This is a genomic window from Ochrobactrum sp. WV_118_8 (assembly GCF_039631535.1).
In the GTDB taxonomy this organism is placed as follows: Bacteria; Pseudomonadota; Alphaproteobacteria; order Rhizobiales; family Rhizobiaceae; genus Brucella; species Brucella anthropi.
In genome coordinates this window covers 1,731,823-1,747,127 of record NZ_JBDIUZ010000002.1, presented here as the reverse complement: position 1 = coordinate 1,747,127, position 15,305 = coordinate 1,731,823, and the positions used below count along the sequence as shown (strand labels likewise).

Genomic DNA, 15,305 nt, shown 5'->3' with positions numbered 1-15,305 from the left:
CCGCATCCCGTTGCGCAAGGAAATTCGGTCGCAACCGTTGACGGACAGTGGTTGCCGCGCCATAGAGCAGTATGCGCCTCCCTTGCGCGCAAGTTTTCAATGAATAAACTTTCTTCACAGGATTAAACCATGACCTCGCACCGCCTTCCCGAAATCACGCTGACCCCGGAACTGACCGCGGCGGCTGCGGAAGCGAAAGCATGGCCTTTTGAAGAAGCGAAGAAAATCCTCAAGCGCTATGCAAAGACCGGCCTGCCGGAAACGGTGATTTTCGAGACCGGTTATGGCCCTTCCGGCCTGCCGCATATCGGCACGTTCGGCGAAGTGGCGCGCACCTCGATGGTGCGCCACGCCTTTCGCATCCTCACCGAAGACAAGGTCAAAACACGCCTGATCTGCTTCTCCGACGACCTCGACGGCATGCGCAAGATCCCGGACAACGTGCCGGACAAGGCAGCCCTTGAACCCTATCTGCAGATGCCGCTTTCCGCCGTTCCGAACCCGTTCGGTGGCGACTACAAGAGCTTTGCGGACCATAACAACGCCATGCTGTGCCGCTTCCTCGACACTTTCGGCTTCGATTATGAATTCGCCAGCGCGACGGAATATTACCAGTCCGGCAAGTTCGACGCCGTGCTTCTCAAGGCTGTCGAGCGCTATGACGACATCATGAAGGTGATGCTGCCGACGCTCGGCGAAGAGCGTCAGGCGACCTACAGCCCGTTCCTGCCGATCTCGCCGAAGTCCGGTCGCGTGCTTTACGTGCCGATGAAGAGCGTGGATGCCAAGGCTGGCACCATCACGTTCGACGATGAGGATGGCGTTGAAACCACGCTGTCCGTCACAGGCGGCAAGGTGAAGCTGCAATGGAAGCCGGATTTCGGCATGCGCTGGGCAGCGCTCGGCGTCGATTTCGAAATGTTCGGCAAGGACCACCAGACCAATGCGGGCGTTTATGACCGCATTTGCGAAATCCTCGGGGGTCGCGCGCCGGAACATTTCGTCTACGAACTGTTCCTCGACGAGCTGGGCCAGAAGATTTCCAAGTCCAAAGGCAACGGCATTTCCATCGATGAATGGCTGGCCTATGCGCCGACTGAAAGCCTTGCGCTTTACAATTTTCAGAAGCCGAAGACCGCCAAGCGGCTTTACTTCGATGTCATCCCGAAGGCGGTGGACGAATATTTCACCTATCTCTCGGCCTATGAGCGTCAGGAATGGAAGGACCGGCTGAACAATCCGGTCTGGCACATTCATTACGGCAACCCGCCGAAGGTGAACCTGCCAGTCACTTTCGCGCTGATGCTCAATCTGGTCAGCGCATCGAATGCCGAAAATCCGGCTGTGCTGTGGGGTTTTATCTCGCGCCACGTGCCGGGCGTTACGCCGGAAAACAATCCGGAACTCGACGCGCTCGTCGGCTATGCGATCCGTTACTTCAACGATTTCGTGAAGCCGACCAAGCAGTTCCGCGCGCCGGACGATGTGGAACGCGCAGCGCTCGAAGCGCTGGATGCGAAGCTCGCAACGCTGCCTGCCGGCACCGATGGCAACGACATCCAGAATGCCATTCTCGACGTTGCCCGCGCCATTGAGCGTTATCAGGACCACACCAAGAAGAGCCCGGAAGGCGGTCCCGGCGTTTCGGTTTCCTTCTTCCAGATGCTCTATGAAGTGCTGATCGGTCAGGAACGCGGACCGCGCTTCGGCTCCTTCGTCGCGCTTTACGGCATCGACGAAACCCGCGCGCTGATCAAAAAGGCGCTGGCTGGCGAACTGGCCTAAGTGCCCAGACACTACAGGAAACAGCCCCGGTTTTCCGGGGCTTTTTTCATTGGATGACCGACATTGCCCTGGGTCACATATACCCATGCGCTGAAAAAGCGCCTGATCTGCGGGCTCTGCGCGGTTTCAATAACCTCCGCCGCCCAGCTGCTATCTATCACTCGACCCCAATATGCCTGGGATGATGAGCAACCACGCTTCCTATGCTGAACCAATCCTGTTGAGGAGCCATGGTGGCCTCCCGGTCACCTATTCACTTCTGCGCTCCGGCACCGGAGTATTTCAAAGTAAGTTTAAATATACTCTTGATTGTCATTTCGACTTTTCTTGTATTAACATATGTTAATCTGAAATAATCTCTATTAAAAGACGAAAATGGAATATAAACCAAAGATTATTTGGTAATCCCACCATCATCTGTGATAGGATGTATGGATAATATCCAATCTTCACACACAGTGCGAGCATCCCTTTACTCCATCGAATGCTAGATTCGATGGACATTCGGAACTGTCGAGAAGACCTCCGGCGATTGAAGAAACGGAGCCTGCAGTGTCAACCGAGTTTGAAAAGATACGGCGCACAGTGCGCAGACGTCGGACCATGATCATCGTGGCCAAACATACGCTCGTGCGGACATCCATCGTGAAATTCCTGGAATACGAACTTGCCGATTGTAATGTCGTTGGCATGGCCTCTTTAACAGAACTGGTCAAAGCCAGCAGACGTGACATAGCTCTTATTGCGTTGGATCTGGGAGGCAGAGCGATGGATAGCTCCGCACTGCGGGAAGAGCTCCTCACCGTTGAGAGCCACTTTCAAGCGCCGTCGATTGCCCTTTTCTCTGACAAGGACGATGTTCTGCTGGAGTCACAAGCGATTAAAATGGGCGTGCGAGGGTTCTTTACGTCGTCCCTTCCGGTAGAGATCGCTCTGGCTGGCATTCGGCTGGTGCTCGCGGGAGGCATATTCTGTCCGCATCCGCAGGGCGCTCAGAGTACGATTCAAACAACGATCTCCCTCAAAGACAGATCAACGACTGAATTGACCGACGATGGAACCGATAGTGTGAACTACAGCTGGTGCCAGCCAGCCATTACCGGTTTCACACCGCGGGAAGTTGACGTTCTGACTGAGTTGCAGCGCGGTCATTCAAACAAGGTCATTGCTGAGAAGCTCAATCTTTCCGGCAATACCGTGAAGATGCACTTGCAGCATATTATGCGTAAACTACATGTTCAGAACAGAACTGAAGTCGTTCTGTTGCTTGGTGCCAAAGCGACTGCCAATGGGAGCGCCATTCAATAGGCGCAGATAATTCAGTTTTCGCGGAAAGCCCGGTGAAAACTGTCCAGCAATGGCCTGACAGCATAAAGTGCGACACTGCTTTCCCCGGTTTCTATCAGGGCCTGCACAGGCATTCCGGGGATCATTTCCACGTCTCCGGCCTGCATCAGTTCATCGTCGGTCACGCGGATCGTCGCGGCATAGTAGGGCTGCCCGGTCTGTTTATCGATAAGCCGGTCGGCCGAAACATATGTCACTTGTCCTTCCAGAAGAGGCACGCGTCGCTGATCATAGGGCAAAAGATGCACCTGAGCGTTCAAGCCGGGACGCACAAGGTTGATATCCTCGGGCCGAACATGCGCTGACACGATCATGTTGCCATCCTGCGGCACCAGATCCAGCAACGGCTCGCCTGCCCCGATAACGCCGCCCGTCGTGTGAATGCGCAAATCCATGACAATCCCGTTCTCGGGCGCCTTGATATCTGTCCGGATCAGTTGATCGTTGATTGCGCGGTATCGTTCGCTTAACAGGAAAAGCTGGTTTTCGGTCTCGCGCAGTTCCTTTGCGATCTCGTTTTGGCGATCACTCTCCAGCTTGACGAGATTGGCCTGTGCTTCATTGATCACCTGATAAGCGCGGGACATCTGAGCTATGGTCTCTCCCAGCTGTCCATCCAGATCAGCTTTCTCGCGTGCGAGATTCAATACGCTCGTTTTGCGCTCGAGTCCCTTTTTCACAAGCGGGTTTATCATGTCCAGTTGCTGGCGCGTGATCTCGATGCGGGACGACAAGGCCATTTTTTGCGCTGCCAATCCGGTTATCTCTTCCTTCACCTGCCCCATTTTCTCGTGCGTTATGGCAATTTCAGATCGATAGACGTCGCGACGGGCTTCAAATATTCTTCGTTGTCCGACGACAATGGCGTTGACGGCCGGGTTATGCGGCGCGAGTTGTTCCAGCTCCGGTGGAAACAAAAGTTGCATCTCGTTCGCCTGTTCAGCGACCAGCCGAGCCCGGCTCGCCTGCGCGTCCCACAGCTGCCCCTGAATGCCAACCAGCTCCGTCCTGGGCTTGGTATCGTCCAGCTTGATCAGAGTCTGGCCGTTGGAAACCAGATCTCCATTGTGGACATAGATCTGCTGAACAATACCACCTTCCAGATGCTGAATGGTCTTGCGGCTGGATTCCGCTTCGACAACACCCACAGCAACCGCCGCACTTTTAAGCGGTGCGAAAACTGCCCATATTCCGAAGCCTGCAACGAATATCAATACGAGCAGGTTTCCTGTCCAGGCCACGCCGCGCAGCCTTGGCCGTGATGTAAGCGGCGTTGGCAAAGTGTTTTTCCCAGGCAGCAACAGCGGGAAAGACGGGAGCTTCAGCTGTATTGCCCGCAAATGAGCCAGCAGCAGCGAATACTTCAACGCATTTGCTACCTTCACCGGGAGTTCGATGGGAACGAGGGTCATGACGAGGCATCCCTTACGGTCCAGTTTTCGCGGGGACGCGAAGGAAAGCATCGAAGATTTTCTCGCTATCTCCAAAAGCGCTCACCATACCGTCGCGCATCACAGCGATTTTGTCGGTCACGGGCAGAATGCCCATTCGATGCGTGATGATCACAATTGTAATTTGCCTGCACTTCATGCGCTCTATGGCGTCGAACAACAGCCGCTCACCCTCATAGTCGAGACTGGAATTCGGATCATCAAGGACCACGAGAGGAGGGTTGCCATAGGCTGCGCGCGCCAGTCCCAATTGCTGGCGTTGCGCCCGCAGAAGCAAGGCGCCACCTTCGCCGATATCGGTTTCGTATCCCTGCGGCAATCGCATGATCGTCTCATGCAGTCCGACGAGTTTGGCAGCTTCGATAACCTTACGCGGATCCGAGCTGTCGAGCCGACCGATGACATCTTTGATCGCACCGCCGAAAAGTTCAATATCCTGCGGCAGATAGCCGATATGGCGGGCATTGTCGCAATGGCGAAGCAGTGAAATATCGATGCCGCCCAGAAGAGCACATCCGCAGGTGGGCCGTGAAACGCCGGCCAGAATTCGTCCGAGAGTGGATTTTCCCGATCCTGAAGGGCCGATCAAGGCAACACAATCGCCAGGAGCAACCTGAAACGATACGCCTCGCAGGATGAACCGATCCGATGAGGGGAACCGATAGCCGACATTGTCGAGAACGAGCTGGCCTTTGGGCTCCGGTAGCAGAATGGTTCGCTTGTTGTCTCCGGGTGCAACCAGAGTGAGCATCTTATTCAGGCGGTTGAATGCGCCGCGCACGAAAGCCAGTGCCCGCCACGCGCCTATGGCGCCTTCTACAGGTGCCAGTCCACGCCCCAGCAACAGACTGGCGACAAAAATAATTCCGGGGTTGCTGTTGTTCTGGAGGACGAGCCATGTCGCGGCTCCCATCATCAAAATTTGCGTCAACGCACGCACCGATTTCGAGAATGCCTGAAGCACCTCTGTTCGACGTGCCACACCGTCCTGAGCCGCTCTGACAGCCTCGGCATCCCGATAAATGAGGTGAGCTGCGCCATGTTGCATCCCCATCGCGCGGATTACACCGATATATTTGAGAGCCATTGTGAAGCGGGAATAGCTTCGTGCCTGCGCAATATTTGCCTGTTCATTCAATTCGCGCGTCGTGAATTCATTCAACAAGGCCAAAAGCAGCAGGCACAATGCACTGCTCAAGCCGATAAACCCGAGGAGCGGGTGAACCAGAAAAAGCAGCACAAGAAAAACTGGGGCCCAGGGAATATCGAACAATAGCGCACATGATGGGGAATCCAGAAACTGGCGCAAAACGGAAAGGTCACGATAATTTTCAGCGGCTGTTCCGGCATCGGTGCGCGCCGCATATTCGAAGGATGCATTCATGACGACAGGACGCAATTGACGGTCGAGCCAGCTACCGATCCGGGAAAGCGCGGCGCGGCGTACGATATCGAGCAGAGACCCGACAATAACAGCTATCGCGATGATGATCGTGAGCATCAACAAAGTATCGACGCTGCGGCTCGACAGAACACGATCATAGATCTGAAGAAGATAGAGGGAGGGAGCAAGCAGAAAGATATTATAGCCGCAGCTATAGGCGAAGACCAAACCGAAGGCACCGGCACACCGACGCAAGGCAGCGACCAATGGGGTCACCGTATAGCGCGCTTGCGTAAATGCCGCTGTCATGTGTCGTCTCCGTCGAGATCTCCATTGTTATCGTAGGTTCACAATACCCATTGGCCTGTGAGGCAATGTCAGCGTATCGGCAATTCCGGGTAAAATGGGGAGCAACGATTTCAACCGTCGCTCCCAAGTCGGATTTCTCGACTACCCAGCAAAAGCCAATCGCCGATCACAGCGGCAAGTGGCTCAGATCGATATCGTGAAAATTGTCGTTAAAGCTGTCGATAAAGTTCGCTATATCGTTGGTCGTCGTAGTGGTTGTTGTGGTCGTCGTTTCCGGATTGGAGTGCACGAGCGCAGAGGAAATATCACCGCCGCGAGCCATGTTCCCATCGCCGCCGTTGCCACCGACCCCTGCAAGGATCGTTGCGTGCTGGTCGGCCAGAAGTTCGGTATATTGAACGGCACTGGTGTCCGCCTGACCGGCTGCTACATTGCCGCCGCTCGAAGAACCCAGACTGCCGTTGGAATTCGCGTCGCCGCCAGCACCGCCAGCACCATTGTTGGTGATGTTGGCGAGAAAGCCATTCGCTGCATCGGCTCCGCCACCATCTCCGGCATGGCCTGCGTCCCAGCTGGCGTTTAACCACGGGGAATCGCCACTATGCACATCAACGGCTGCGCCTGTTACGTTTTGCGTATTGGCCACGACTGCACTTGGATTGTAATTGATATTCCCAAAATTATAGCCATCAGCACCGTTACCGGCATTAGCGTCGCCTGCATAAACGTCACTGAGATGGATTGTGTCGGAAACTCTCGGAATAGGCATTGTTTAATTCCTCCCTGTTGAGCCCCAGCCCTGTTTCGGATTGAACATCAGTCTTGGTGGTCGGCACTCCCAGATAAGAGATTGGTAAAATCGCGTTACCGACCGTGTTCTAAAGAGTGCGCGTGTTGATGTTACGGGACTAGCTAGAAATTCGGGTACCTACTTTAGGGTGGATCAGACCGGAATGTATCAAGCGTGAAGAAGGCCAAGAATGTCGTTTGCAAGAAGCGCATCATGGCTTGTGTCGGTCAGATTATCGTAGCCGCCTGAACCACCGATACCGGCAATCTGTAAAGCATGCTGATCGACAAGCAGATGGTCTATCTGCTGGGCATCAGCGGTTCCGCCAGCGGGAACTGCAATATTGATCGGGTGGAAATACCCGATATTCACGTCCACCATACTGCCCAGGGAAACACCGTCACCACCGCTTCCTGCAGCTGTATTGCCGGTGAAAATTGTGTCCGAGGCCATGTTGAAGCCGCCGCCATTACCGCCGATCCCGGCAATCCGCGTGCCGCCCTGATCGAAAATCACGTTGTTTGTCTGGTGCGCCTCTGCATTGCCGCCAGCGGCAGCGACAGCGATATTGATGGGGGAGAAAATCGCCACGTTCACATCGATCATGGTGCCGGCAAAAACACCCGCGCCACCATGACCCGCATAATTATCACCGGTGAAATAATAGGAATTTCCAGCGTCTGTATGTATCGGAGAGGCCGAAACGGACCCGGCGGCATTATGATCTCCACCCGAGCCTCCAATACCCGCCATCTGGTCCGCGCCTTGCAGGAAGGCAGCGTTGTTGGTCTGGTTGGCAGACGCTACGGAATTGGATCCGCCTGCAACCGCAGCATTGACGGGAGCAAAAACCGCGACGTCAGAGCTGACAAGTCCCCCGAAGAAAACCCCGGCGCCACCGCTTCCTGCATGATTGGAGGTCGCGCCTTCTGTACCTCCGATCACGGCGTTGCCGTTTCCGCCGTCTCCCCCCATTCCAGCCATTTCAACGACATGCTGATTAATCAATGCATTGTTGAACTGGTCCGCGCCCGCCCCGGCTCCCGGACCGGCAATTGCCGTATTGGACGGAACGAACACAGCGGATGCGTCGCTGCTTATCACACCGACGCTCAGTCCCATTCCACCGCTTCCAGCGGAATTGCCAGTTGTGCCTGAAGCGACACCGAAAGGGAGCCATGTCGGCACGAGCGCCAGATGTCCGGCTGCGGTAGTTAAAGACGTACCTTGAACACCACCTGCAGTGAGGGTCTCGTTGGATATGGGACGTAGTTCATTCATCACCATTTCTCCTCGCCGGGCCCAATTCCCAATGGTGTTGAGAAATATTCGGCTCCATGGCTATTGTGCCGTCAAATGACGCAAAAGAAGAGCCGGTAATTTGTCTACATCTGTTTGGGTGTAATGCACCCTTCGGGTTCCGTGCGGGTAACTTGAGCTTATATGGATCCGCTGCTGGAAACGTGCTCTGCACGGACCATGGCTATACCGACAGCCACCATTTCACATGGCGCGCGACGGTCTGCCCACATTTCGCAAGTGAAACAATTATCTTCATTTGACTTTCTTTTTGTTTTCGATTTTCATTGTTTGGCTTTCACACTCGCAATGGCCGAACGTGTGAACAGGGGGAGGAACATGTCAGTTACGAGTGCGCATGCCCTCTTCTCGGACAGTGGCGATAACGGTGTTCGGCACCATCGCCAAAGCGACAAGCTGCGTGCTTGTCGAAGTCATCCAAACCGAGTTTGTTCAAGCGTTAAAGATCACGGTCGCGCTGCCGCATCTGCTGGCTCGCGCTCATTGAGCGCCGGGTTCGGTGTTGTGTTAAGCTGGATGAAATCCGTTGGGAAACATCCTGTTAACAGCGCCCGGATTGTCGTTGGAACTTGCATGTTTCCTGAGAAAGTGTGGAAGCGGTCCGCAGAACACGGATTGCTCATAAGGGATAAGGCACAGTCCCTGGAAGTTCATATTGAGAGGAATTGCCAATAAGCGCAATAATTCCGACGGTTGGAGGAGGCCTCGGGACATATGCTGGAATTGCGAAATATCTCGAAGACGGTTGGTGGAGCCACCCATATCCATCCGACAAGTCTGGTACTGCCTCGCGGGAGCCTGAATGTGCTGCTCGGACCGACCTTGTCCGGGAAGACCTCGCTCATGCGCCTCATGGCGGGTCTGGACAAGCCAAGTGAAGGCTCGATTCTGTTCGACGGACAGGATGTTACAGGCATGCCCGTGCAGAAGCGCAATGTGGCGATGGTCTACCAGCAGTTTATCAATTACCCGGCTCTGACGGTCTATGAAAACATTGCTTCGCCGATGCGCATCGCCAGAAAGGCACAGTCGGAGATCGACAGCGAGGTTCGCAAGGCGGCGGACCTTCTCAAGCTGACGCCTTATCTGGACCGCACACCGCTTAACCTCTCCGGCGGACAGCAACAGCGCACTGCGATTGCCCGGGCCATTGTGAAAAAGGCCAATCTCGTCCTCCTCGATGAACCGCTGGCCAATCTCGACTACAAGCTGCGTGAGGAACTCCGTGAAGAGCTGCCGCGCATCTTTGCCGAATCCGGTGCGATCTTTGTTTACGCAACAACCGAACCTTCGGAAGCACTGCTGCTCGGCGGCAATACGGCGGCACTTTCAGAAGGCCGCATCACGCAGTTCGGGCGCACAATCGATGTCTATCGCCGCCCTCTCGACCTCATCACGGCACGAACATTTGCCGACCCGCCCCTGAACACAGCACGCATGGTGAAGTCGGGGGATCGTTTCCTGCGCGCCGACCGCCCGGCCATTGCCGTACCAAGCCAATTGGCTGATATAAGCGACGGTCCACTGACGATCGCGTTTCAGCCACATCATCTGCTGGTCCGTCCGGCGGAAAACGCTACGGTTCCCATTCGGGCCCGCACGCTGGTATCCGAGATCGCAGGATCGGAAAGCTTTATCCATCTCGATTACGAAGGCGACCGCTGGGTCATGCTGGCGCACGGTATCCAGATCATTGAGCCTGATCGCGAAATCGAGGTCTACCTCGACACGCGACACCTGATGGCATTCGATGAAACTGGCCGCGCGGTTGGCCGCACGGTTGGTTTGGCGGCATAGGAGGGCGACGATGGCACGTATCACTCTCGATCATATCCGCCACGCTTATAATGCGAAGGCGCAAGCCGCAGGCGAATACGCTCTCAACATGGTCAATTACGAGTGGGAGGACGGCAGCGCCTACGCGCTGCTCGGCCCGTCCGGTTGCGGCAAGACAACCCTGCTCAACATCATTTCCGGCCTGCTGCAACCGACTGAGGGGCGCATCCTTTTCGACGGGCAGGACGTAACCGGCCTTGCCACCGAAGACCGCAACATTGCGCAGGTCTTTCAGTTTCCCGTCGTCTACGACACGATGACCGTGTTCGACAATCTGGCCTTTCCGTTGCGCAACCGACGGATGCCGGAAGCGGAAGTGGAACGTCGCGTCAAGGATATTCTGGAAATGACCGATCTCGGCGGCATTGCCGGGCGACGCGCACGCGGACTGACGGCAGATCAGAAACAGAAGATTTCGCTCGGTCGGGGACTGGTACGCGCGAATGTGAACGCAATCCTGTTCGATGAACCCCTGACGGTTATCGATCCGCATATGAAATGGGTGCTGCGCTCGCAGCTGAAACGCTTGCACCGCCAATCGGGTTTCACGATGGTCTATGTCACACATGACCAGACGGAGGCGCTGACATTCGCCGACAAGGTCGTGGTGATGCATAACGGAGAAATCGTGCAGATCGGCACGCCTGCCGAACTGTTCGAGCGCCCGAAGCATACATTCGTTGGCTATTTCATCGGCTCGCCGGGTATGAACCTCATGCCAGCACGGATCGACGGCCAGACTGCCACAGTCGGCGCGCAGGCCATTCCACTGCCCGGCATACCGCAGATTGGCGATGCAAAAAGCATCGAACTGGGCATCCGGCCGGAATTTGTCAGGCTCGGTCGCGAAGGCCTGCCAATCCACATCGACAAGATCGAGGATATCGGGCGCTACCGCATCGTGCGGGCAGGCTTCGAGGGGCAGAAACTCGCCGTCGTGATCGGCGAGGACGACGAGATACCAGCCGAACCGCGCGTGACCTTCGATCCGAAGGCAATCGGCATATTCGCGGATTCCTGGCGCGTGGGAATGGAGGGCTGACCATGGAAAAAAGCTGGAATAACAAAGCCTGGTTCCTGGTCCTGCCGGTGCTGGTGCTGGTCGCCTTTTCCGCCGTCATTCCGCTGATGACGGTGGTGAACTATTCGGTGCAGGATACGTTCGGCAACAACCAGTTCTTCTGGGCCGGGACGGACTGGTTCGAGCAAATTCTTCACTCCGGTCGTTTCTGGGATGCGCTCTGGCGCAATCTCATTTTCTCGTTCATCGTCCTCGCGATCCAGATACCGCTCGGCATCCTGATTGCGCTCAACATGCCGAAAAAGGGCTTCTGGGTCCCCGTCTGCCTTGTCACAATGGCATTGCCCCTGCTGATCCCGTGGAACGTGGTCGGCACGATCTGGCAGGTTTTCGGACGCAGCGACATCGGCCTGCTCGGCTATTACGCCAATTGGCTGGGGCTGGACTACAACTACGTCAACGATCCGTTCGACGCCTGGGTGACGATTATCATCATGGACGTATGGCACTGGACCAGCCTCGTGGTGCTGTTGTGCTATGCAAGTCTCGTATCCATTCCGGATGCCTATTATCAGGCAGCCAGAATCGACGGAGCTTCGCGGTTTTCAGTGTTCCGTTACATCCAGCTGCCGAAGATGAAGCGCGTTCTGCTGATCGCCGTCCTGCTCCGTTTCATGGACAGTTTCATGATCTATACTGAGCCCTTCGTGGTGACTGGCGGCGGACCGGGCAATTCGACAACATTTCTGTCGATCGATCTGGTCAAGATGGCGCTGGGTCAGTTCGATCTTGGACCGGCGGCGGCGATGTCGTTGATCTACTTCCTCATCATCCTGCTGCTGTCATGGGTGTTCTACACCGTCATGACCAGCCACGATCAGGAGGTGTGAGATGAACGCCATACAGGGAACTTCCGTGGGCAGTGCACCTGCAATTGCACCGGTCTCAAACGCCGTCCGACAAAAATCGAGCAGACGTGAGAGGTCGCGGTTCGGCTGGCTGATACCGACAATCTACATCGTTCTGCTTCTGATACCGATCTATTGGCTCATCAATATGAGCTTCAAGACCAATCAGGAAATCCTGACGTCGCTGACGCTCTTTCCGCATGAGCCAACATTGCAGAACTATCGCGCCATCTTCACCGACTCCGCCTGGTATTCGGGTTATATCAACTCGATCATCTATGTGGTCATGAACATGGTGATTTCGGTTTCGGTGGCGCTGCCTGCAGCCTATGCCTTCTCGCGCTACCGGTTTCTGGGCGACAAACACCTGTTCTTCTGGCTCCTGACCAACCGCATGGCGCCTCCGGCGGTGTTCGCCCTGCCGTTCTTCCAGCTCTATTCGGCATTCGGGCTCATCGATACACATATCGCGGTCGCACTGGCGCATTGTCTGTTCAATGTGCCGCTGGCGGTGTGGATTCTGGAAGGCTTCATGTCGGGCGTACCGAAGGAAATCGACGAGACAGCCTATATCGACGGCTATTCGTTTCCAAAGTTCTTCGTGAAGATCTTCATGCCCCTGATCGCATCCGGCATCGGCGTGGCAGCCTTCTTCTGCTTCATGTTCTCATGGGTGGAATTGCTCATCGCCCGCACGCTCACGACGACAGACGCGAAACCCATTGCAGCCACGATGACACGCACCGTTTCTGCTGCCGGTATGGACTGGGGGCTGCTCGCTGCGGCGGGTGTTCTGACGCTGATACCCGGTGCGTTGGTGATCTGGTTTGTTCGCAATTACATCGCCAAGGGCTTTGCCCTGGGGAGGGTATGACGATGTTTCATATACCCGACTTCTCATGGATGGCCTGGACCTGGCAGACGGCGGCGTTTTTCTGCGCCATAGCATTTCTGCTGCTGGGCATGGGCGTGTGGGAATATATCTCGCCCGGCGGCTCGCCGCGCAATGGTATCCTGCGCTTCGAGACAACACGCGGCGACCGCCTGTTTATCTCGCTGCTCGGCAGCGCATTCATCAATCTGGCATGGCTCGGGCTGGTTGGTCCGAACCTCTGGTGGGCTCTTGCCATTTCAGTGGTCTACGCCATCGGCGTATTCCGCTTTGTGTGAGAAATCCGGAGCGGAAGGTTTCCGCTCCGCGCAAAATGGGCTCGGGGGACAAACCGCGCCCGGAAGTCGATATGCAATGCACTCGCAAGCTTTGGGAGGATCAACATGCGACGGCATCTAATGACGACTACAGCACTTATCGTGCTGGCAATGACAGGGGCAGCTTCAGCGGGAATGGATGAGGCGAAGCAATTTCTCGACAAGGAAATTGGCGACCTTTCATCCCTCTCGCGCGCCGATCAGGAAAAGGAAATGCAGTGGTTCATCGATGCAGCCAAGCCTTTCCAGGGCATGGACATCAAGGTCGTTTCGGAATCGCTGACCACCCATGATTATGAATCGAAGGTGCTGGCGCCCGCATTTACCGCCATCACCGGCATCAAGGTCACGCATGACCTTATTCAGGAAGGTGACGTCGTCGAAAAAATTCAGACCCAGATGCAGACCGGCCAGAATCTTTATGACGGCTGGGTCAACGACTCCGATCTGATCGGCACGCACTGGCGCTATCAGCAGGTCCGCAACCTCACCGACTTCATGGCCAATGAAGGTAAAGATGTCACCAATCCGGGCCTCGATCTGGACGATTTCATCGGCAGCAAGTTCACGACGGCTCCGGACAAGAAGCTCTACCAGCTTCCCGACCAGCAGTTCGCAAACCTCTACTGGTTCCGCTACGACTGGTTCAACGACGAGAAGAACAAGGCCGACTTCAAGGCCAAGTACGGCTACGATCTTGGCGTACCCGTCAACTGGTCTGCCTATGAGGACATCGCCGAGTTCTTCACCGGTCGCGATGTCGACGGCAAAAAGGTCTACGGCCATATGGACTATGGCAAGAAGGACCCGTCTCTCGGCTGGCGCTTTACCGATGCGTGGCTTTCCATGGCTGGCAACGGTGACAAGGGACTGCCAAACGGTCTGCCGGTCGATGAATGGGGTATCAAGGTTGATGACCAGTCGCGTCCGGTCGGCTCATGCGTAGCCCGCGGCGGCGATACCAATGGACCAGCTTCGGTCTACGCCATCCAGAAATATCTCGACTGGATCAAGGCCTATGCTCCGGCAGAAGCTCAAGGCATGACCTTCTCCGAATCCGGTCCGGTTCCGTCGCAGGGCAACATCGCCCAGCAGATTTTCTGGTACACGGCTTTCACCGCCGATATGGCCAAGCCCGGCCTGCCGGTCGTGAACGAGGATGGCACGCCGAAATGGCGTGTTGCCCCCTCCCCGCATGGCGTCTACTGGAAGGACGGCATGAAGCTGGGCTATCAGGACGTGGGTTCCTGGACCCTCATGAAGTCCACCCCGGATGACCGGGCCAAGGCTGCCTGGCTCTATGCGCAGTTCGTGACGTCCAAGACGGTCGATGTGAAAAAGAGCCATGTGGGTCTGACCTTCATCCGCGACTCGTCCATCCATCATCAAAGCTTCACGGATCGGGCACCGAAGCTCGGCGGTCTGGTCGAGTTCTATCGGTCGCCGGCCCGCGTCCAGTGGTCGCCAACCGGCACCAACGTGCCTGACTATCCAAAGCTGGCTCAGCTCTGGTGGCAGGCGATCGGTGATGCATCGTCGGGTGCAAAAACGGCACAGGAAGCGATGGATTCACTTTGCGCCGAACAGGAAAAAGTTCTCTCGCGTCTGGAACGTGCGGGGGTACAGGGCGACATCGGACCGAAGCTCGCCGAGGAACATGACATCGAGTACTGGAACAAGGATGCCGTTTCCAAGGGTAACCTCGCTCCTCAGCTGAAGATCGAGAACGAAAAAGAAAAGCCGGTTACGGTCAATTACGATGAACTGGTCAAGAGCTGGCAGAAGTAAGCCTTGCGCATAAACACTGTCGGGAAATCCGTGGGATGACACGACAGGCTGAACATTGAACCGCATTGCGTACATTCATTGCGCAATGCGGTTTTCATATCAACTTGAGAACAAGAAGAAGGGCGGCAGGTAATGCCGCCCTTTTGTATTTCGGTCA

At 55.8% G+C, this 15,305-nt stretch carries 13 protein-coding genes; 9 read left to right on the top strand and 4 right to left on the bottom strand.

Features of this window, described 5'->3' with window-relative positions; genetic code table 11:
- Nucleotides 1-129: 129 nt before the first annotated feature.
- Both ABDF71_RS22355 and ABDF71_RS22350 read left to right on the top strand, forming a co-directional pair.
- Nucleotides 130-1,785, top strand: a complete 1,656-nt coding sequence (locus ABDF71_RS22355; RefSeq protein ID WP_010659158.1) for a lysine--tRNA ligase — start codon at nt 130-132, stop codon at nt 1,783-1,785.
- A gap of 603 nt (nt 1,786-2,388) precedes the next feature.
- A complete protein-coding gene (locus ABDF71_RS22350; RefSeq protein WP_258124819.1) occupies nt 2,389-3,093 on the top strand; it encodes a response regulator transcription factor in 705 nt (234 codons plus the stop codon).
- A gap of 11 nt (nt 3,094-3,104) precedes the next feature.
- Here the strand turns inward: ABDF71_RS22350 and ABDF71_RS22345 are convergent, their stop codons facing one another.
- From ABDF71_RS22345 to ABDF71_RS22330, 4 genes are all read right to left on the bottom strand, one after another.
- Nucleotides 3,105-4,544 carry an HlyD family type I secretion periplasmic adaptor subunit gene (locus tag ABDF71_RS22345; RefSeq protein ID WP_258124820.1) on the bottom strand — a complete coding sequence of 480 codons (1,440 nt, stop codon included), beginning with the start codon at nt 4,542-4,544 and terminating at the stop codon, nt 3,105-3,107.
- 13 nt (nt 4,545-4,557) lie between these two features.
- Entirely contained in the window at nt 4,558-6,276 is a 1,719-nt protein-coding gene (locus ABDF71_RS22340) for a type I secretion system permease/ATPase (RefSeq protein WP_052174248.1), read from the bottom strand.
- Between the two features lie 166 nt (nt 6,277-6,442).
- Nucleotides 6,443-7,045: a hypothetical protein gene (locus ABDF71_RS22335; RefSeq protein ID WP_029926710.1), complete on the bottom strand. Its 603-nt coding sequence runs from the start codon at nt 7,043-7,045 to the stop codon at nt 6,443-6,445.
- Nucleotides 7,046-7,234: 189 nt separating this feature from the next.
- The gene (locus ABDF71_RS22330; RefSeq protein WP_258124822.1) at nt 7,235-8,347 is read right to left on the bottom strand and encodes a hypothetical protein; all 1,113 of its coding nucleotides are present in this window, start codon (nt 8,345-8,347) and stop codon (nt 7,235-7,237) included.
- Nucleotides 8,348-8,723: 376 nt separating this feature from the next.
- Here ABDF71_RS22330 and ABDF71_RS22325 point away from each other — a divergent pair, with 376 nt between their 5' ends.
- The 7 genes from ABDF71_RS22325 to ABDF71_RS22295 all read left to right on the top strand — a co-directional run bounded on the left by ABDF71_RS22325 (nt 8,724) and on the right by ABDF71_RS22295 (nt 15,148).
- On the top strand, nt 8,724-8,873 hold the full coding sequence (locus ABDF71_RS22325; protein ID WP_155269240.1) for a hypothetical protein: 150 nt from the start codon (nt 8,724-8,726) through the stop codon (nt 8,871-8,873).
- A gap of 227 nt (nt 8,874-9,100) precedes the next feature.
- Entirely contained in the window at nt 9,101-10,183 is a 1,083-nt protein-coding gene (locus ABDF71_RS22320) for an ABC transporter ATP-binding protein (RefSeq protein WP_258124823.1), read from the top strand.
- A 10-nt stretch (nt 10,184-10,193) separates the two neighbouring features.
- A complete protein-coding gene (locus ABDF71_RS22315; protein ID WP_010659164.1) occupies nt 10,194-11,264 on the top strand; it encodes an ABC transporter ATP-binding protein in 1,071 nt (356 codons plus the stop codon).
- 2 nt (nt 11,265-11,266) lie between these two features.
- Nucleotides 11,267-12,133, top strand: coding sequence for a carbohydrate ABC transporter permease (locus ABDF71_RS22310; RefSeq protein WP_010659165.1), 867 nt, complete (start codon nt 11,267-11,269; stop codon nt 12,131-12,133).
- Between the two features lies 1 nt (nt 12,134).
- Nucleotides 12,135-13,025 (top strand): carbohydrate ABC transporter permease, encoded by an 891-nt coding sequence (locus ABDF71_RS22305; RefSeq protein ID WP_010659166.1) that lies wholly within the window; start codon nt 12,135-12,137, stop codon nt 13,023-13,025.
- A gap of 2 nt (nt 13,026-13,027) precedes the next feature.
- Nucleotides 13,028-13,321, top strand: a complete 294-nt coding sequence (locus ABDF71_RS22300; RefSeq protein WP_029376005.1) for a DUF2160 domain-containing protein — start codon at nt 13,028-13,030, stop codon at nt 13,319-13,321.
- Nucleotides 13,322-13,426: 105 nt separating this feature from the next.
- Complete coding sequence (locus ABDF71_RS22295) at nt 13,427-15,148, top strand: ABC transporter substrate-binding protein (RefSeq protein ID WP_010659168.1); 1,722 nt, start codon at nt 13,427-13,429, stop codon at nt 15,146-15,148.
- Nucleotides 15,149-15,305: the final 157 nt, after the last annotated feature.